Source organism: Vibrio sp. D404a (assembly GCF_030248535.1).
Taxonomy (GTDB): Bacteria; Pseudomonadota; Gammaproteobacteria; order Enterobacterales; family Vibrionaceae; genus Vibrio.
On record NZ_JAHGAJ010000032.1, the window covers coordinates 14,118 to 30,346 of the forward strand.

At 42.1% G+C, this 16,229-nt stretch carries 27 protein-coding genes and 1 pseudogene; 25 read left to right on the forward strand and 3 right to left on the reverse strand.

The genetic code is table 11. The annotated features are described in order from the left end of the window. The first annotated feature begins 26 nt into the window (after positions 1–26). The 9 genes from KI655_RS18515 (at position 27) to KI655_RS18555 (ending at position 4,503) form a co-directional block, all read left to right on the forward strand. Positions 27–479 (forward strand): WGR domain-containing protein, encoded by a 453-nt coding sequence (locus tag KI655_RS18515; RefSeq protein WP_285407797.1) that lies wholly within the window; start codon positions 27–29, stop codon positions 477–479. Beyond that, on the forward strand, positions 470–961 hold the full coding sequence (locus KI655_RS18520; protein ID WP_285407798.1) for a hypothetical protein: 492 nt from the start codon (positions 470–472) through the stop codon (positions 959–961). Before KI655_RS18515 ends, KI655_RS18520 begins: the two co-directional genes overlap by 10 nt. Then, positions 958–1,974 (forward strand): RNA ligase family protein, encoded by a 1,017-nt coding sequence (locus KI655_RS18525; RefSeq protein WP_285407800.1) that lies wholly within the window; start codon positions 958–960, stop codon positions 1,972–1,974. The genes KI655_RS18520 and KI655_RS18525 overlap by 4 nt, the downstream gene beginning before the upstream one ends. A gap of 2 nt (positions 1,975–1,976) precedes the next feature. Then, positions 1,977–2,360 carry a hypothetical protein gene (locus tag KI655_RS18530; RefSeq protein ID WP_285407802.1) on the forward strand — a complete coding sequence of 128 codons (384 nt, stop codon included), beginning with the start codon at positions 1,977–1,979 and terminating at the stop codon, positions 2,358–2,360. Next, positions 2,360–2,644 carry a hypothetical protein gene (locus KI655_RS18535; protein ID WP_285407804.1) on the forward strand — a complete coding sequence of 95 codons (285 nt, stop codon included), beginning with the start codon at positions 2,360–2,362 and terminating at the stop codon, positions 2,642–2,644. The genes KI655_RS18530 and KI655_RS18535 overlap by 1 nt, the downstream gene beginning before the upstream one ends. 56 nt (positions 2,645–2,700) lie before the next feature. Continuing rightward, positions 2,701–2,952 carry a hypothetical protein gene (locus KI655_RS18540; RefSeq protein WP_285407805.1) on the forward strand — a complete coding sequence of 84 codons (252 nt, stop codon included), beginning with the start codon at positions 2,701–2,703 and terminating at the stop codon, positions 2,950–2,952. Between the two features lie 85 nt (positions 2,953–3,037). Next, positions 3,038–3,682, forward strand: coding sequence for a hypothetical protein (locus KI655_RS18545; RefSeq protein ID WP_285407806.1), 645 nt, complete (start codon positions 3,038–3,040; stop codon positions 3,680–3,682). 1 nt (position 3,683) lies between these two features. Continuing rightward, the gene (locus KI655_RS18550; RefSeq protein ID WP_285407807.1) at positions 3,684–4,232 is read left to right on the forward strand and encodes a hypothetical protein; all 549 of its coding nucleotides are present in this window, start codon (positions 3,684–3,686) and stop codon (positions 4,230–4,232) included. Beyond that, a complete protein-coding gene (locus KI655_RS18555; protein WP_285407808.1) occupies positions 4,207–4,503 on the forward strand; it encodes a hypothetical protein in 297 nt (98 codons plus the stop codon). The genes KI655_RS18550 and KI655_RS18555 overlap by 26 nt, the downstream gene beginning before the upstream one ends. A gap of 211 nt (positions 4,504–4,714) precedes the next feature. Here KI655_RS18555 and KI655_RS18560 read toward each other — a convergent pair whose 3' ends face one another. From KI655_RS18560 to KI655_RS18570, 3 genes are all read right to left on the reverse strand, one after another. After that, positions 4,715–5,908, reverse strand: coding sequence for a ParB/RepB/Spo0J family partition protein (locus tag KI655_RS18560; protein WP_285407810.1), 1,194 nt, complete (start codon positions 5,906–5,908; stop codon positions 4,715–4,717). Continuing rightward, the gene (locus KI655_RS18565) at positions 5,908–7,038 is read right to left on the reverse strand and encodes an AAA family ATPase (RefSeq protein ID WP_285407812.1); all 1,131 of its coding nucleotides are present in this window, start codon (positions 7,036–7,038) and stop codon (positions 5,908–5,910) included. Before KI655_RS18565 ends, KI655_RS18560 begins: the two co-directional genes overlap by 1 nt. Before the next feature lie 199 nt (positions 7,039–7,237). Then, positions 7,238–7,621: a hypothetical protein gene (locus KI655_RS18570; RefSeq protein ID WP_285407814.1), complete on the reverse strand. Its 384-nt coding sequence runs from the start codon at positions 7,619–7,621 to the stop codon at positions 7,238–7,240. Between the two features lie 359 nt (positions 7,622–7,980). Between KI655_RS18570 and KI655_RS18575 the strand changes: the two genes are divergently transcribed. The 16 genes and pseudogenes from KI655_RS18575 (at position 7,981) to KI655_RS18645 (ending at position 16,224) form a co-directional block, all read left to right on the forward strand. Then, positions 7,981–8,154, forward strand: coding sequence for a hypothetical protein (locus KI655_RS18575; RefSeq protein ID WP_285407816.1), 174 nt, complete (start codon positions 7,981–7,983; stop codon positions 8,152–8,154). 106 nt (positions 8,155–8,260) lie between these two features. Then, positions 8,261–9,022, forward strand: coding sequence for a hypothetical protein (locus KI655_RS18580; RefSeq protein ID WP_285407818.1), 762 nt, complete (start codon positions 8,261–8,263; stop codon positions 9,020–9,022). Further along, positions 9,019–9,147: a hypothetical protein gene (locus KI655_RS18585; protein WP_285407819.1), complete on the forward strand. Its 129-nt coding sequence runs from the start codon at positions 9,019–9,021 to the stop codon at positions 9,145–9,147. Before KI655_RS18580 ends, KI655_RS18585 begins: the two co-directional genes overlap by 4 nt. 145 nt (positions 9,148–9,292) lie before the next feature. Next, positions 9,293–9,931 carry an AAA family ATPase gene (locus KI655_RS18590; protein WP_285407821.1) on the forward strand — a complete coding sequence of 213 codons (639 nt, stop codon included), beginning with the start codon at positions 9,293–9,295 and terminating at the stop codon, positions 9,929–9,931. A 53-nt stretch (positions 9,932–9,984) separates the two neighbouring features. Beyond that, on the forward strand, positions 9,985–10,773 hold the full coding sequence (locus KI655_RS18595; RefSeq protein ID WP_285407822.1) for a hypothetical protein: 789 nt from the start codon (positions 9,985–9,987) through the stop codon (positions 10,771–10,773). Next, on the forward strand, positions 10,766–11,008 hold the full coding sequence (locus KI655_RS18600) for a hypothetical protein (protein ID WP_285407824.1): 243 nt from the start codon (positions 10,766–10,768) through the stop codon (positions 11,006–11,008). Before KI655_RS18595 ends, KI655_RS18600 begins: the two co-directional genes overlap by 8 nt. After that, positions 11,008–11,559 (forward strand): 3'-5' exonuclease, encoded by a 552-nt coding sequence (locus KI655_RS18605; protein WP_285407825.1) that lies wholly within the window; start codon positions 11,008–11,010, stop codon positions 11,557–11,559. Before KI655_RS18600 ends, KI655_RS18605 begins: the two co-directional genes overlap by 1 nt. A 215-nt stretch (positions 11,560–11,774) precedes the next feature. After that, on the forward strand, positions 11,775–12,266 hold the full coding sequence (locus KI655_RS18610) for a hypothetical protein (RefSeq protein ID WP_285407826.1): 492 nt from the start codon (positions 11,775–11,777) through the stop codon (positions 12,264–12,266). 79 nt (positions 12,267–12,345) lie between these two features. Further along, the gene (locus tag KI655_RS18615) at positions 12,346–12,909 is read left to right on the forward strand and encodes a hypothetical protein (RefSeq protein ID WP_285407827.1); all 564 of its coding nucleotides are present in this window, start codon (positions 12,346–12,348) and stop codon (positions 12,907–12,909) included. A gap of 183 nt (positions 12,910–13,092) precedes the next feature. After that, positions 13,093–13,287, forward strand: a pseudogene (locus KI655_RS24200) (HU family DNA-binding protein); the annotation flags it as partial. Between the two features lie 515 nt (positions 13,288–13,802). Continuing rightward, on the forward strand, positions 13,803–14,084 hold the full coding sequence (locus tag KI655_RS18620; RefSeq protein ID WP_285407828.1) for a hypothetical protein: 282 nt from the start codon (positions 13,803–13,805) through the stop codon (positions 14,082–14,084). After that, positions 14,078–14,266, forward strand: a complete 189-nt coding sequence (locus KI655_RS18625) for a hypothetical protein (protein WP_285407829.1) — start codon at positions 14,078–14,080, stop codon at positions 14,264–14,266. The genes KI655_RS18620 and KI655_RS18625 overlap by 7 nt, the downstream gene beginning before the upstream one ends. Then, positions 14,256–14,636: a hypothetical protein gene (locus KI655_RS18630; RefSeq protein WP_285407831.1), complete on the forward strand. Its 381-nt coding sequence runs from the start codon at positions 14,256–14,258 to the stop codon at positions 14,634–14,636. Before KI655_RS18625 ends, KI655_RS18630 begins: the two co-directional genes overlap by 11 nt. A gap of 107 nt (positions 14,637–14,743) precedes the next feature. After that, positions 14,744–14,983: a hypothetical protein gene (locus KI655_RS18635; RefSeq protein WP_285407832.1), complete on the forward strand. Its 240-nt coding sequence runs from the start codon at positions 14,744–14,746 to the stop codon at positions 14,981–14,983. Between the two features lie 81 nt (positions 14,984–15,064). After that, positions 15,065–15,898 (forward strand): hypothetical protein, encoded by an 834-nt coding sequence (locus KI655_RS18640; protein WP_285407834.1) that lies wholly within the window; start codon positions 15,065–15,067, stop codon positions 15,896–15,898. Further along, positions 15,895–16,224, forward strand: a complete 330-nt coding sequence (locus KI655_RS18645; protein WP_285407836.1) for a hypothetical protein — start codon at positions 15,895–15,897, stop codon at positions 16,222–16,224. The genes KI655_RS18640 and KI655_RS18645 overlap by 4 nt, the downstream gene beginning before the upstream one ends. Positions 16,225–16,229 lie beyond the last annotated feature (5 nt).

The window sequence follows — 16,229 nt, forward strand, 5'->3', positions numbered from 1 at the left end:
CTTAACATGCACAAAGAGGAATCATTATGGGAACCACCTTCTCCATAACGCATAAGAAATTTCTGCACGCAGCTGGCACAAAAGATTATGACTTTGTGCTTATTGACTGCGGCACTAAAGCTCAATCTTATCTCATTAGACGTTGGGGTAAGGTCAATACAAAGGGTCAATTGAAGATTGATACCTTTAAAAATCCTATGTTGGCCAAAGGGATTTTGAAATCAGAAGAAAGAAAGCGCGAAGCCAAAGACTACTCTAAGCATGAAATGACAATCTACTCGGTCGATACGCTTGGAGGTCTTGTTTCTCGAATTAAGGGTTCGTGTTTGCCTTTCTCAAAATCATCGGATGTCTTTTCTGAACTGACGTGTGAGATCGAAGCTGATATGGCAAAAGGTGCTGTCTCTATAGCGCTCAACGATGAACCAACAGTCTCTATACCAAAAACTAAACACAAGGATTGGGGACTATGGGCGTAAAACGACATGAAAAACTTAGTGGCGCAAACTTTTCATCTTCTGCCGACAACACATACATCTTAGGCTGCGGTGCTCTTAATAGAAGATGCCACTATTCGATCTGCGTTCACTTCTTAATAGCCGTTGAAGAGAAGAGAATCGGAGAGTCTTTCCCTGATTGTCAGGCTGCTTTACGTCGTGGTGAATGCCAAGCATTCAAGATGCGCGAAGAAGAAAAGAAAAAAGGCGAGTCTATCTACTATGTGAAAAGAAAGGAGCGAATCAAAGCTCCCGAAGAACGACCAGTTGTTCGTCACAAACGCCCTACTCCTATCAAGATTGCAAAACCTACTCCCAACCTCGATGACGAAATGATTGGCGCAGACATGTCAGCCGTCATTACTCATGCAGTAAAAGAAGAATCAAAGCCTGTTCTTATCAAACCTCGTTTTGATGAGGACCCAATTCAATTCGCAAAACGTTACCTAAGAGAATCTCGATGACCCAAGAACTAATGTCCGATGCTGTTTTGGACAAAGTAGAAGATATAGCAGCAGTAACTTCCAAAAAGGAAAAAGAAGTTTTAATTGGCGACTACTGGAAAGAAGACCGTCTCTTTCGAACACTAGTTGGCAATGCCTTAGATCCCTTCATTACTTTTGGTATTCAAAAAATACCAAAATATGAGAGTAACGAAGGTGGCCGTCAGTTTAATGCCACAACTATTCGCATTTTAAAAGATCTGCGCGATAGAACTTTAACGGGCAAGAAAGCACAAGAAGCTGTGGCACAGGAGCTAAATGAACTGAGTCCCAAATCTTCTGAGCTGCTGACTCGGATCATAAAGTGCAGTCTAAAAGCTGGCTTCTCAGAATCATCGGTCAACAAAGCAATTCCAAATGCCATCTATGTCTTTAAGCCAATGTTGGCTCATTCGTTTGATGACTACTGCCATGAACTGACATATCCAGTCTATGCAGAAGTAAAAGAAGATGGCGTTCGCGGTTTCTGCCTAGAAAATAAAGAATGTGAGTTCGTATCTCGAAACGGTCTTCCTTTGTTTGGTGATGCAGAGCCAAAAGAACAGGCTTATCAGTTGATGAGGCAGTTCCGTTATCACTGGGGTCTAACTTGTTCTGATAAGAAAGTAGTAATAGACGGTGAAATGGTTGAAGCGAATGACTGCTTTAATGATTCTGTTGGTGGGGCTCGTCGTAAAGGCGGTAGTAAAACGATGATGTTCAAGGTCATCGACATACTATGGCAAGAAGAGTTCGATAACCGTAAGTCGAAGCATTCCTACAAAAAACGTCGAGAGGTTCTAAACAAAATCTTCTCTCCTGAAAATTCGGATAACTTCCCTCGTTTGAAGCTTGTTGAAACCAAGATGATGGCTAGCGAAGAACATTGCCGCGAATACTTCAAGCGAGTTCACGCCTCTGGAAAAGAAGGTCTGATCATTAAACCTTCTGATGGCCTTTCCTTTGGGAAGGTAAACGTTCTAAAGCTTGGTTAAAAATGAAAGGTCTTATTGATGTGGACTTAGTAGTTAAAGATCTAGTACCGGGTGAAGAAGGAAAAGAGTTTGAACACCTAATGGGTGCGGCAATATGTGACTACAAAAACTCGAAAGGCAATGTAGTTGAAGTTCGTATCGGTGGTGGCTGGTCGATAGAGCAACGTGCTCAACATTGGGCTAACTATCACGATGAACCTGTTACTTACACAACCAAAAAGGACAATCAGGTATTCGAGCACACTGTCGAACCGAACGGTCATGAGTTAGTTGGAAAAGTAATACAGGTACACGCGCACGAAGAAACAAAAGACGGGAGCCTAAGACATCCTCGCTTTGTATCAGAACGTGATGACAAATCACCAGAAGATGGACAGGGCTGCTAATGACTCCTATTCAAAAACTAAGGTTAGTTTACATTGGTCAGGTGGTTGTATTTTTAATATTGGCATTCACCTCTGTTCACCCAGTTCTGTTAGCAATTCATGGGGCATTCGCTACCCAACTTGCTTACCAATATGGACGTATGAAAGGGGCAAAAAAGTCTGCTGATAGCTACCAAAGCATTGTTGAAGAAGCAGATAAGAAACTTCAAATGTCTAAAAGGGAAGTTTTGCGTATTCAGCATGAGGTTCAAATTCTACGAGATAAGGTTTCTAAGCTCGATTAATTTGACCTTTTCTATACTGGTGTTACCCTGCGCTAATCCAGAACAGCGGTAACACCATGAAATACCTATCAGATATCCCCGATATAAAGTCACACTGTCACTTTTCCATTTTGGAGAAGTCCGATATATACGCCAAACCACTCCGTTTTCTTGATGAGAACGCCCTTGTCTCTCTATATATAGAGGCAAAAGAGCAAATCGGTGAAGAAAATGCCGGTGATCTGGTGAAACACGTAGTCGCGACCGTCTCTTTAGCCAACTTTTTAGGTCTTTGCGAGACTCCACGCATCGATACCTTCCAAATCTAACACTGGTTTTACGCTTCACCAGACCCGAAACCCCACGTTAAGTCTCTTAATATAGTTAAACACTGACTACACAAAGAGACTTATCATGAGCAAAGCGATTCAAATCTTACGCCACGCAGCGAAAAACAAGGCACTTTTGTCTTCTCCCCTCACTAAGTTCTATGCCAAAGAAGTAGATAAGCGTACTTCTGAGGTTTTAGATGCGCTGATGTCGGCAAACGACCAAGAAATAGATTTTGCTTTGCTCATTACTTCCGATGTAGATGAACTATCCCCTGCCAAAGAAGTGTCTCCTGAACCTGTAATTGAAGAAGAGACACCTAATCTTGATGAACAACTCGATGAATTTGATACACGCCTAGATGATCGTCTTAGAGAGAGACATGACGATGAGGTGGTAGACGAGGCTCGTTCAGATGAAATGGCTTCTTTAGTTGAAGACATAGATATAGAAGAGGAAAAACCTAAACGGCCAATAAGCGAGTGTCCAGAATTTCAAAGAGAAGTTGCAGAAGCACAGGCTGAATTTGACGCCATGAAAGCGCTAGAACCTGAACCTCAAGATGCCTTTACTGAACTTCTCGAAAAGATAGATAACGGTACTTTCTTAAAAGATAAAGAAGACAAAGAGCCAGAGCCTGAATCTGATGAATTGAATGAGTTGGACGAAATTGAATTAGATGAGGACGACCTAGATTTGGACTCTCTACTTGAAGACCTGGAGGGATAAAGTGGAAGAGAATAAACGACACGACACTGCCGATACTCTGGCATTTGCTAAAGCCTATATAGAAGTGAAGAACATCGGTCTTGCTATGACTTGCCATAAAGAGAGAAAGCTATTTCAAGACTGCCTGCTTAAGTCAGATGACCGATTCAAAATATTCACTACGGAGCAATTAAAGAAAGGCACAACTGGATCGACCCTTTCACCTCTCAATAAAGAGTATAGTTGTGTAGAGCTTGGTAAGACTGTAATGAGAAAGAGCTGTGGTTCAGCTATGCCTCAAGAAGAAGTCAGAGACAAGCTTGTAAAGAATGGCTACTTAACAAAAGAAGACTCCACATCGGGAACTTACTATTTTCCAAGTGAAAGAGGCTCAAAGTATGTAGTGGGCGGTTCTAATGAATGGCCTATCTTCTCTCAGGCATTTTATGACGCTATCGAAACAAGCCGAATAAGTATGATGACGAGAAAGAACAACAAAGCGGTTGCTGCGCTAAATCTGGATAATGGTATAGAAGAGGTTAAAGATGGAGAACTCAAAGCATCTAATTGATGCCATGAAATTGAAAGTGGACTTAACAGGTATTCCGATCCCTGCCCCACTCGTTGAACTAATCGAAAAAGAAAGAAGCCCAAGTCGAATTTTTAATAGCGTAACTCGATGTGGGCCTAAATTAGAAGTGAGTAGTTTTCAGGTTGTAGAAATGAATCAGGCGATTGACGATGCAATTTTGCAGTTGGAAGAATTTCGTCAAACACTGATGAATAATTTTGATGACCGGATAAAGACTAAAAATCACATTGAAGCCGCTCAAAATCTCTAAAATCCCCAAAAATGAAAAACGCTCTCAAATCAATTCTGAGAGCGTTTTATTTTTAAGTGCTAACATTTATCGTTGTAACTTAAAATTCTTCATGTGATCTCACACAGTTCGATTCTGACCCCCGCCAAAAGCAAAATCTCAAACTCAATTTTCATTTTGAGAGCGAAATTATAGGCGCTAAACCATCATTTTCGCGCCTGTACATTATCGATTAACCTTTCTTATTTTCAGAAATAAGCTCTGCCATAAATTGCGCGATATCCTCGACACTCATTAGCTCTCTAGCTTCCTTCAAGATACTAATAGTTGGTGTACCGTTGCTATCCTTGCGAACAGTAAAGTATCTAGTACCGCCAACAATACCTAAATCTTTGCTATACCCTTCTGATTCAACCTTAGTCTCGTCATTTGATTTGTACTTGGATATAAACGCTCGTAGTTTAGTGGGAGTAATGCCACCCTCTGAGATCTTAGGAGCAAATGCCTTGATAGCCTCGATGTTCTTCTTCACAACTGCTTTAGGCTGATCATCTGACTCTTTTGTTTGGTTAACTAGTTCTTGAGCCAACGTGATGCTGATGTTTTTCTTAGCAACAATGGACTCCATAACCTCTTTAGGTATGCGAGTGTAAACCAGAATCTTGTTAACGTACTTTCGGTCAACGTTGAATGCAGCAGCCAAATGACTTGTCTTGTCGAATACGCCAGCATCGAGCAAGTGTTGCCATGACATTGCTTTGGCGTAGGTACTTAGGTCTTTACGTTGTGAGTTTTCACGATCTTGTAGAGCTGCGGCTTCAACGTCAGTTAGCGCACGAATCAAACATGGGATTGTCTCATTACCCACTTCGTTAGATGCCAAGAAACGACGACGACCACAAATCAACTCATACCCTTTACCGCTTTTCTTCTTACGAACAGTAACAGGTTGGTCTACGCCTTCATATTTGATTGAGTTAACGAACTCAGCCCATTCCTCGTCATCACCAAACTCGTCTTCTGGACGGTCAGCAAAACCCCAAGGAGTAATGTCTGACATTTTGATTTCTGTTGAGCCTTCTGCTTTCTTTGGCTTACTTTTTTCGACCTTGTTTTTGGCACCATGCGTGGTGCCATTTTCAGATTCGCCATTTTCAGATTCGCCATTTTTGGCACCATGCGTGGTTCCGTTTTCAGTTTTGTCACCATGCGTGGTGCCACTTTTTGAGGCTTCGTTAGCAACCGTTGGCGCTTTTTCTTCCTCAATTGGCTTCTGAGATTCGTTTATCTTGTCCATTAGACCGGGAATTGATGAAGCACCAGAGCGACGATCTTTGCTCTTGTCATCACTCTTGCCTTTGTTCAGGCCAGCCAACATAGGTGACGCTGCGTGTGCTCGGTCTTGGTTTCTCTTTGTGTCGGTCATTACTTAACTTCCATTAGTGATTTGTAGTCTTCAAACATTTCTTCGTGGACTTCATTTAGGCTTTCGATAGCACGCTCATAAACCTTCTTAGTGGTCATTTCGCGGTTGATGTCATATACCGTTGTGAAGTTTTCAGAGGCTTTCTCGAACTCAGTGGTCTGAACGATAGAACCTCCGTAAACGTAATCCCCGAAGATGTGACGAATACGGGTTTCATTACGCTTAGAAGAAGCCGAAGTTGGGTGTTTCGTTAGCAGCACCTTGAAGTAGTCTAGTTCCTTCTCCGATTGCTCTAGGAATTGAGAAATCGTTTTGTTGAACAGGATAGCCGAGCCTACATCGTAAAGTGCAGGTGGTACTGGCAGAGTCATAGCGTTTGCAGCAGTGATCGCATTCGCTGTAACCATGCCCATATTTGGTGGACAGTCGATAAGAACTAGGTCGTAGTGATCGTCTACCAGAGAAAGAACAGCATCCAAACGTTTGTGGATTGGACCCATCTGATCAATGTTCTCGTCATCCGCATTCAAAAGCATCATATCCAGAGCTTGAAGCGAAAGGTTTGCAGGGATGAAATCCACACCTGGAATGTAGGTGCTGCGGAAAACATCTGCACAGGCTTTAACGTCAACTGTCAGAGAGTCAACGATGGTATCTTCATGAGCTACATCCAAGTCAGGGATCATAGTTGAGATACAGAACGTGGTAGATGCTTGAGGGTCTAGGTCAACAATCAGAACCTTCATGCCTTTGTATGTTGCCATGAAGTGCGCTTCGTGAAGAACGGTCGTTGTCTTACCAACACCGCCTTTAAAGTTAGCAACAACCTTCTTTATCGCTTTGCGACCTTCCGGCTTTTGAAATAGAAGGCCGCCATTTTCACGCAATGACCATAAATCTTCGAGGCTGTAGTAACGACGACCGTTACCTGCAATCTCAATATGACGCGAGTTATCACGAAGCCAAGGAAGAGAGCGACCTAATATTGTTGCTGCTTCCTGTGCACCATACTTACGAGGGTCATTTGATTTTTTTACAGATGCACCGTGAGCGCGAAGTTCCTTTAAAACTTCATTACCCACTTCATTGAATTTTTCTAGGACAGAAGAGAAATCTACCTTGCCAGTCATAGCGTTACCCGTATCCATTTCTTAGTGTAGTTGCGCTTGATTATGGCATGTTTTCTCTAAATTACAATAGATACCGGTTTTTTGTGAATCCTAAATCAAATTGAGAAACTGTTAATATATAAGATTTAACCAATTGAAATTTAGGGCAAAAAAAGACTCCCAATTGGGAGTCTTATAATTCTCAGGATTTTGGTTCGGCTCAACTGCTACCTGATGTCAGTCGAGCCTCTCTAAACAACTCAGCTTCTCTAGGAGTTCTACTTACCACAAATACGTCTTCGATTACTTCTAGCATCTCTGGGTGGTATTCGCTAATAACCAATCTAACAAATTCATAAACAGGGATATCTAGTGACGTTGCGAGTTCTTTTGCTCGAGCAAGTGGCACTTTAGTTCTACCTTGTTTGAACATTGTAATGAGGTTTGAGTTAAGGCTTAACTCACTTGCTACCTCAGCTTGGTTCTTAGGAGAGTTTCTGATGGCAGAAGTTACAACTCTAGGGATAATTGATTCACTAAAGAACTTGTCGGTTTCTTTAATATTTAAGTTGTTGGTTATGCTTGTGCCGTTTGATTTAGTCATACTGCGCCTTAATGCTATTCGTTTACCTATACATAGAAGAGGTTTCGGGTGTCATCCTAACAGCCAGCTGCCTCTTTTTTTGGTGTCACCTGTATAAATAGATGACACCATCAAGTGCTTATACTAGTCACTTGTGACTTAACTTACTATAGTCTTAGCACGTTTTTCACATGGTATGTGACATAAGTTGATGTAAACACCTATGAACATCTAATCCTATGGCCATGATTTGTCGCACATTTTTCAAAACAACATGGTTCTTAGGACTGTATTAATAACCAGTAGTCATTAACTATGGTTTACTACTCGAAAATCAACTCTTATACTGGTCGCACGTTAATTTGGTGTAAAAGAGTTTCATGATTAAACAGATTGATATTGAGCAGTTGGCGGAACTAATTGCACAAACAGAAACGGTGACAAGCTACGAATCGAAATCCGTAACAGTCTCCGTAGTCGAAGAAGACGGCAAGAGATCTGTTGTGATCTCAACACCGACTGAGAGTGAACATATGGTTGTGTCGCTTTCATAGTAAAGGCTTAGGGCTTTGTAAAAGGGGACGTTTCGTTCCCTTTTTTGTTTTTGTATTGTTAAGTCACTGCTTACTATATCTTATAGAAACTTGAATTGGTAGAGTTATGGACAATAAAAGAAGAATTGCAATCGTACGGGAAACCATCACTAAGGTGACTCGCATACTGTCTGGACGTGGTATTCGCGTGACACAATCCGGTATGAATGCTTTCGTTGAATACCACCCTAAGACACTTGCACCAGTGCGTGTGAACATTCCATTTCTTCCAGATGACGCCAGTAATGAGCTGATTTCAGCTATCGAAGGTTTCGTTGATCACGAAGTTGGCCATCTACTTTTTTCTGACCCACAAATTGCAAAAGAGTCCATTGAACAGAAGGTCGGTGCTCTTACAAACATCTGTGAGGATGTTTTTATTGAGCGAATGATGAGATCGCAGTTCTCAGGTTCTTCATACAACTTGGAAAAGATGTATACCATCTTCACTAGTCGATTCATCGAGCCAAAGCTTAAAGAGTTCCAATCTGACCCTTCTAAAACTGAGCGTGAATACTGGCATCTACTCGTTGTTTGTGCATTGATAGCGCTAGGTGGTCAACGTCATTTTATCGAGTACATGGCAGACAAGTGGTCACACATTCCCAAAATCAAAGAAGCTATTGAGCCATTTTCAGACCGTTTGAAGAAAACAACCTGCTCAAGAGACAACTTAGAACTGGCACTTGAGATCAAGAAAGCTGTGTATGGGACAGATGCCGGTGAAGAGAAACCTCACGAAGCTAAAACCAAAGAGCGTAAATCAAAAGAAGAATCCGTCAAATCCCTCTACTGTCAAAGACCATTCAGATTCTTGAAGAAGAAGTGAAAGGCCACCGCCGTGAAAAGGCAGAGATGGCGATCTATATCGAACAGCAAGGTCACGAAATCCAACAGCTACGCGAAGCAAATGCCAATTTAGCGCAGGACTGTGAGAAGTCCACAGGGGAGTAATCCTCTTTTTTATTGCACTGGCGATATGGGAAGGGGCTTTTAGCCCCTTTTTTATGTGCGTGAAACACCACTAATGAATTACCAGTTATCAATCCCTAGTATTGCTCGTTAAAATACTAATTCACTAAGCGATGACTTAATAAAAATGACAAAAGAATATAACCTTTCAAATTTTGCGATCGGGCTTTCCGGTACGCACAGAACTGACAAAACAAAATTGGCTCAAGAACTGTCAGACAGACTTGATATACCATTCGTTAGAACCAGTACATCAAAAGTATTTAAAGAAGAAGGGTTAGATCCAAGTTCAGTGCTCTCCATTGATAACCGTATTTACATCCAAACTCGACTTCTTGATGACGCGATAGAGAAGTGGTCACAACATCCATGTTTTGTTACCGACCGAACGCCTATTGATATGGCGGCTTACATGCTTATGGACTATTGCCCGTTCACCACGAATGATTTTCAAAAGCAGCAGATCATTGATTACATCAGCCGATGTATCAACGAAACAAACCGCTATTTCTCTAGCCTAGTATTGGTACCACTGGCTATCCCTATCAAAGATGAAGAACTAAAGGGTGTTATAGACCCTATTTACATGAGTAAGTACGAACAATTGATTCGCGGCTTCTTTGTCGATCCCGATGTTCTACCTACCTGCTACACGCTTGATAGAGCAACCATCAACTTTGAAGAACGAATGGAAGCGGTCATGCGAACCATTCTGAAAAGCTTTAGAAAGGCAGAAAATATTCGAGAAGGCAATTTAGTTCACTAGCAACTGAACTTATTGTTGTGCCATCATGCTCAAAATATAATGATAAGTCACTAATGACTAAACAAAGAGAAGCCTTTATGTGTTCAGATATTGAAAACGAAGTACCTACCACCGCAGAAGAACTCAATCGAAAAACGGTTGAAGCTTTGGCTCAAATGGCAGACGGCTATGAGAAGGTGATGATGTCAGAAGAGTCTTTCTACCAATTTCTCAGAGCGATTGATCTGGTGACATCCGGTCTTATCGACAACGATGTTTCTAGTTGGTTATCAGACAACCTCAAAGAGCACTGTCAGCCACGTATTGAACGTCGAGTATTTAGAGCAGGTACGAAAGTAACTGTGGTTCTTACACGTATCGTTACCGAAGATTACTTTACGATGATTCAAATGGCAGCGGGCGCGGAAGATAAAGGTCGTTTCATCACAGCCTTTACAGACGGTAGTTTTTGTCCTGATACATCTGCATTTGGTTGTTCTTACTGGATTAGAAACGGTGAAGAACAACCCATTACCTCTTCAAAAGGTGGCGTTGGTATTGCCAACTGCGAGATAGCCGAGATTGAAGCGCTGAATGGCGCTATTGATTGGATACACTCGAACTGCCAATTGGAGAATCGCATAGTAGTTCTACAGTCAGATTCACTCGGAGCCCTGCGCAAATGTAACTTCTTTAAGCTCAAGAAGAAGGCGCAATACGTGAAGCTTAAGCACGTAAAAGGGCACAAGAACAATGGGACACGTAGAACGTGGGTAAACAAACTATGCGACAAAATGGCAAAAGATCAGATGCTCTCTTATCGACAGCAAGTAAACGAACAAAGGGGTCAATCTAATGGCTAATTTGTTCAAGCTGGTGGAAGAAGCTGCAAAGGTTAAAGGCGAATTGAAAAGCAACGAAGTAAACAAGGCGATTGCGAATATTCAAGATGCACTTGGTCAAGATGATGGTGGCTTTGCAGGTATTTACTTCTCTGATTACGAAGCTAACTGGCATCACATTAGCGTGGTTGAAAAGATAAAGATTCTCTCTGAATACGTGGCAGCAGAGATACGATGGTTAGCAATGGAGGTCTAATGATTGTAACCGTTCTCGATACAGAAACGACAGGTATTGATGTTGAGCAAGACAAGATCATTGAATTGGCAATGTCTGTTTACCGGAAAGAAGAGGGTGGGTTTCGTCAGGTCGGAAAGACTTGGAACCCTCTAATTTGGACACCTCGAAAAATCGACCCTAAAGCATATGCAGTTCACCATATCAGTGAGAAAGATTTAGAGGGTAAGCCCTCTTTTTCTGAGATTGCACCACGCTTAATTAAGATTCTAGAGAAGTCTGATTTTGTAGTGGCGCACAACGGTCACGCTTTCGATTTGCCTATGATTGTTTTCAACTTAATGGCAGATGGTTTTGACGTTCCTCAGAACTTTCACGCTATCGATACGATGGTTGACGGTCGTACAACAACGGCACTAGGTAAAGTGCCAAACCTGCAGGAGTTTTGTTGGTCAATGGGTGTAGATTACAACCCAGACCTCGCTCACAGAGCTGATTATGATACAGAAGTTCTGGCGCAGGCTTTCTTTAAAGCATTAGATTTTGGCTATTTAGAGCTTAAAGCCTCTTGAGATAATCAACCTCACTGATATACTCGCAGTGTGGAACCTTTATAGGTTTCTCTTTGTGTGAACATGAAAATGTTCGTAGTGGGGTAGTGGCCTACGCTCTGAAACCGATCCTTGTGATCGGTTTTATTGTTTCTGGCGTTTGTCATTTCCTCGCTTCTATCCCCGTTCCTCTCTGATTACTATAAGTCTCACACTAACTAAGTTACTGGTGACTTATGAACCATTTCTACAATAAAAAAGGTGCACGAATCAAAAAGGAAGCTTGGAAACAGCTTCGCAAAAAGGATTCGTATTCCATCGTTCGCCAATACTGCAATGACGACATCATGATCTCTGCTGAATGGACAGGGGAGCCTGATAGCCGCACTGCTCCCGATGACCGAAAGTTATTCACAATATTTGTACACAACAATGTGAATGGCAGTTGGATAAAGGATGTTTCTTTAACCAATACCTTCCGTTCCGAAGAGGCTATGGATGTTGCCTTTGAAGATCTACTTCTGCGCTTTACTGACTCTGAATTGGATGAGGAAGAGGGCGTTATCGAGAAGGGCAATATGCTAGAGCCTGAAAGGAAGAGGTTATTAGACCGGAGTATGAAGATGAGCCATCTTCGGATGAAGAGGCAGTATCCGCTCCGTCGTCTAGCATTTCAGGTCTTGGTGCCTGGTCTTAATGAAATGGCAGTTCACTGGCACTTCCACTAGTGCGTGTAGGACTGCCAACTTCACTCTATTACTATAAACACATCAACGAAACACACTCACTAAACAAAGAGAAACCGTAATGACTACAACAACTATCGCACCTGCTGACACTGATCTAGATGCTCTATTAGCTGACCTAGACCTTGAAGAAATTGAAGCTTCAAACACTGAGCCTAAGCCAGAAGTTAAAGAAGAAGCCGAAGACGCTGATTTAGATGCGCTGCTAGATGATATCGATGAACTGGTTATCGAAGATGCTGCAACTGAGACAAAGGTAGAAGCGTCCTCTGATATCGTTTTAGATGATCTAGACGATGAGCTTGAGGAACTGTTAGCCGGTGACCCAGCTGTATCGCCTAAGGCAGAGAAGAAAGATAACTCAGCCTTGTATGATGAAGATGAAGGCGAAGAAGAGGTTGTTCTTGCTGACGAACCAGTTGAAGAGAAGCCTGTCGCTAAGCCTGAAACAAAGAGTGAAGCGAAGAAGCCAGCTGCTAAACGTGGCCCGGGTGTAGCAGGTATGGCCAAGTCAGCCGCGATTCATACAAAACTCGGTGAGTCAGTGTATAGCCATGTTCTTCTTGAGAAGGCAGATACAAAGCTAGAAGATGCTGACCTTAAACAAGAACAGCATCCTTGTTGAGAAACTGACTAAAGCAGAGGCTTAATGCCTCTGTGAAAGTAAGTCATGCATGACTTACCACTACTACAAAGAGGAACACGTATGGCAACACTAGTTAAAGCTGATTTGGTAGAACGATTAATCGAGCAAGGCATCATCACTGGCAGAAAGAATGCCAAGAACTTTGTTTAGACGTTTTTCGATACCATGAATGATGTGATTGTCGAAGAAGGGGAGTTGAAGTTATCAAGGTTCGGTAACTTTACTTGCCGCGATAAAGTCGCTCGTCCGGGTCGAAACCCTAAGACGCTAGAACCTAAAATTATTGCTGCTCGACGTGTTTGTACCTTCTCACCAGGAAATCACTTAAGAACACGATGCGAACAGCCGAAGAAATAGCAGCTACAGTACCTAGCGAGAACAAAAATGGTAATTGCTTTGAGATCCACTTGAAGCATTTACCTATCGAGTCACATTACAAGATAGTGTCATTCGGTATGACCCGATTGAAGCTAGAGGGCTTGCCGATATACACGGCCATTATGGTCCCTGGCACCAATTACCTGCTGATGTTTGTTAAGAGGGGAGTTCTTCCCCTTTTCTTTTATCTGTTATCTAATAACTCTCTCTAAATCACTTCAAAAATGCGCTCTCTTTGCGTCTTCTCAGCGTTTTAACGCTCTAATTCTCGTCGTCGTATCTCTGAAATTTTAACGCGCTTATAGAGCGTTACAGCGCGATTTCACCTTGTAAATCAATTCCATATTTTAAAGTTTATTTCTATTTTGTAATTTACTCGCCGTGACGTTATTGCTAGTATTAACACTCACTAAACACAAAGAGAAATCACGATAAACCCAACCATTGAGCTATTTGCTTTTGTCCATCCCATAGAAAGCCAAACCAGAGGCGTATTGTACGCAGCGTTGAGCAGTGCTATCGGGGTGACATACCTCTCTATTTCCTCTGCCGATGCTACTGGCCGAATCCAAGTCATGCCTTTTGAGAGCAAGAAAATTCTCATGAACGATGCCGAAGCCAAATGTCGCTTTGTTACTGGCTATGTGCGTCAAGATGAGAATGACGGTATCAGCAAGATGATATCTGAAGGGCATCAGCAAATGCTTATTGGTTGTCTAACTGAACAGTATCCACACCTGTTCGGTTTAGATACTGAAAGGGCAACTAAGTGTTAATACTCAATCGTGGTAAAGGCCAAGCTTTTACCGTTACAGACAAAGATGGTAATGAGCTTTGCTCTATCAAGTTTGTAGACCTAGTAAATGGTCGCGGCAAATTCGCAATTGAAAAATTCAGCGATGATGTAGAAGTTCACCGCAGTGAAAGACTGGAAAAGGGTGAGAACAATGAAGATTGAAACCTCACACATCACAGCAATGAAACAGGCTATGACTTCTAGCGATGAAGCAAGAGAAACCCTGTATCCGGTTTATCACGATATGGTCTTGTCTATCCGACCTAAGATTTCAGACAAGATGATGGCTGCATTCGAACACTCTGTACTAGCTGGTCAGACTTACGAAGCGGCAGCAAATGATTTAAAAATAACAAAAGTGGCTGTTGGTCAGCACACTGTTAGATGTCTTGGTCGTTTGATCGAGTACGAGCAGGTGATGGGTAGACAGATACCGCAAGAACTTATGGACGGCAAGGTAACAACGCCTTCCGCAGCTAAACACTTGGACTTCTTTAAAGAAGCTCACCGCAATTTTATTAACATGGATTAGGAGAGGGACTTTCCGTCGCTCTGTATATAAATATATTTAAGAGATCTTAAATATATATATGAACAGAAGAGTCAAAACTCCCTCGCCAAGTCCTAGAGAGGAAGAGAATGACGGAACTCGATTATTTATACGCTTTTATCGCTGATAATGGCGGTGAAGAAGGGGAGGGGATCATCGCGTCGATGACTCCTCTTGGCGCAACGCCACTGGTTACAGGTAGTTACGAGACGGCAATGAAGATGAAGCCATTAGCTGAGAATGTAGCGGAAGTGTCAGGTAAAGAAGTAAGAATGGTTAAGTATGCAAGGATCAATACCATTGAGGTTATGAACCATTCAGGCAACTAATTAAAGTTGCTTTTTATTTCACCAACTCGATAAGTAAGCAGTGACTAATTTTTATGGTAACGACTAAGGATATGAGATATCATGACTATCGCAAGCAACGCACTGGTTATCAAAGCACTTGATAGATGGGCTCGCTCTAAAGGCTTAAACATTGAGCTGAAAGCGCCCTCTGAATCACCTTTGATTGCTGTTATCAAAGAGTCTGACGGCTTTCAGCATGAAATCTTCATGCCTAAGTCAGTCAAGCTTCACGGTAACGAAGGTTGTCTTGCAGTGAAGCATCCTCGAACTGGCGAGCTTATGAAAGAGTTTGCAAAAGAGGTGCTTTCTCAAGAAGAAGGGGTCAGCGTTAAGGCTAGCCACTTCAAAGTAGACTCCAAAAAGAGTCTGGATGAAACGATTGATGAACTGCGTAAGTCAAAAGACTTTAGTGAAGACGGTGAACTTGATATCGAAGCCGAACTTAAGAAGATCGATAGTCTTATCGAACTGGTTAAGCAGGCTGCTCCTTCTAAGGAAGAAGCTGATAAGGCACTGAAGCCACTTTATGAGCTAAAAGAGCTGGCGCAAATTGCTTTGCATCTAAAGAAAACCAACTCGGAAACAGATGGAAAATGTAAGTGCCCTAAATGCACAGGTATCTCGCCTGGCATGTTGGTCTACATGAAATCGAAAGCAGAAGGTATTTTGCTTGAGCCTATGAGCTTAAAAGATCTTCCTGTTGGTACTTTTTTCTTTACCGAAGATAAGGCGTTGTACATCGCGGTTGGCCTTGAGAAAGGCAAGATGCAAGATGAGTTCATCAACTCGGTGGTTATTTGCCCTGCTGAAATCGACGATCAGTACAAGGGTAAACCAATCAAACATCCACTTAGTACGACGGTTATACCGCTAGGCAAGGATATGCCTTTGTGAATAGGGTACTAGCGGAAGAAAGTGAGTATAACAACTTGGCACTGCATAGTTCCTTTCTTAAAAGCTCCATAGATAGGAGTAAGAAGGGTCAGAAATTATGTATAACGTTGGGCTTTGCAGCCTTTATTTTTGGGGCTTTTAGCTTAGTCACTGGTGACTTGTTTTCAGTCACTATTAACTTATTTTTCAGTGGAGTGTACGCGGTTTTGTACCTTCATCTCAAGAAAAATTTGAAGCCTGTAATGGGGACGTTAGAAGCGGTTGAAAAACGGATGCAGCAGATTGCTATATCCAACCCTTTAGTTGCGAACCAAGCAGCTCACTAACAAAA

Excerpts from the sequence above, each read along its gene's own strand:
- KI655_RS18525 (WP_285407800.1), top strand. The coding sequence starts at position 958 with ATGACCCAAGAACTAATGTCCGATGCTGTTTTGGACAAAGTAGAAGAT.
- KI655_RS18595 (WP_285407822.1), top strand. The coding sequence starts at position 9,985 with ATGACTAAACAAAGAGAAGCCTTTATGTGTTCAGATATTGAAAACGAA.
- KI655_RS18575 (WP_285407816.1), top strand. The coding sequence starts at position 7,981 with ATGATTAAACAGATTGATATTGAGCAGTTGGCGGAACTAATTGCACAA.
- KI655_RS18560 (WP_285407810.1), bottom strand. The coding sequence starts at position 5,908 with ATGACCGACACAAAGAGAAACCAAGACCGAGCACACGCAGCGTCACCT.
- KI655_RS18640 (WP_285407834.1), top strand. The coding sequence starts at position 15,065 with ATGACTATCGCAAGCAACGCACTGGTTATCAAAGCACTTGATAGATGG.
- KI655_RS18630 (WP_285407831.1), top strand. The coding sequence starts at position 14,256 with ATGAAGATTGAAACCTCACACATCACAGCAATGAAACAGGCTATGACT.
- KI655_RS18565 (WP_285407812.1), bottom strand. The coding sequence starts at position 7,038 with ATGACTGGCAAGGTAGATTTCTCTTCTGTCCTAGAAAAATTCAATGAA.
- KI655_RS18590 (WP_285407821.1), top strand. The coding sequence starts at position 9,293 with ATGACAAAAGAATATAACCTTTCAAATTTTGCGATCGGGCTTTCCGGT.
- KI655_RS18600 (WP_285407824.1), top strand. The coding sequence starts at position 10,766 with ATGGCTAATTTGTTCAAGCTGGTGGAAGAAGCTGCAAAGGTTAAAGGC.
- KI655_RS18605 (WP_285407825.1), top strand. The coding sequence starts at position 11,008 with ATGATTGTAACCGTTCTCGATACAGAAACGACAGGTATTGATGTTGAG.
- KI655_RS18535 (WP_285407804.1), top strand. The coding sequence starts at position 2,360 with ATGACTCCTATTCAAAAACTAAGGTTAGTTTACATTGGTCAGGTGGTT.
- KI655_RS18580 (WP_285407818.1), top strand. The coding sequence starts at position 8,261 with ATGGACAATAAAAGAAGAATTGCAATCGTACGGGAAACCATCACTAAG.
- KI655_RS18555 (WP_285407808.1), top strand. The coding sequence starts at position 4,207 with ATGGAGAACTCAAAGCATCTAATTGATGCCATGAAATTGAAAGTGGAC.
- KI655_RS18520 (WP_285407798.1), top strand. The coding sequence starts at position 470 with ATGGGCGTAAAACGACATGAAAAACTTAGTGGCGCAAACTTTTCATCT.
- KI655_RS18615 (WP_285407827.1), top strand. The coding sequence starts at position 12,346 with ATGACTACAACAACTATCGCACCTGCTGACACTGATCTAGATGCTCTA.
- KI655_RS18635 (WP_285407832.1), top strand. The coding sequence starts at position 14,744 with ATGACGGAACTCGATTATTTATACGCTTTTATCGCTGATAATGGCGGT.
- KI655_RS18515 (WP_285407797.1), top strand. The coding sequence starts at position 27 with ATGGGAACCACCTTCTCCATAACGCATAAGAAATTTCTGCACGCAGCT.
- KI655_RS18545 (WP_285407806.1), top strand. The coding sequence starts at position 3,038 with ATGAGCAAAGCGATTCAAATCTTACGCCACGCAGCGAAAAACAAGGCA.
- KI655_RS18540 (WP_285407805.1), top strand. The coding sequence starts at position 2,701 with ATGAAATACCTATCAGATATCCCCGATATAAAGTCACACTGTCACTTT.
- KI655_RS18610 (WP_285407826.1), top strand. The coding sequence starts at position 11,775 with ATGAACCATTTCTACAATAAAAAAGGTGCACGAATCAAAAAGGAAGCT.
- KI655_RS18530 (WP_285407802.1), top strand. The coding sequence starts at position 1,977 with ATGAAAGGTCTTATTGATGTGGACTTAGTAGTTAAAGATCTAGTACCG.
- KI655_RS18570 (WP_285407814.1), bottom strand. The coding sequence starts at position 7,621 with ATGACTAAATCAAACGGCACAAGCATAACCAACAACTTAAATATTAAA.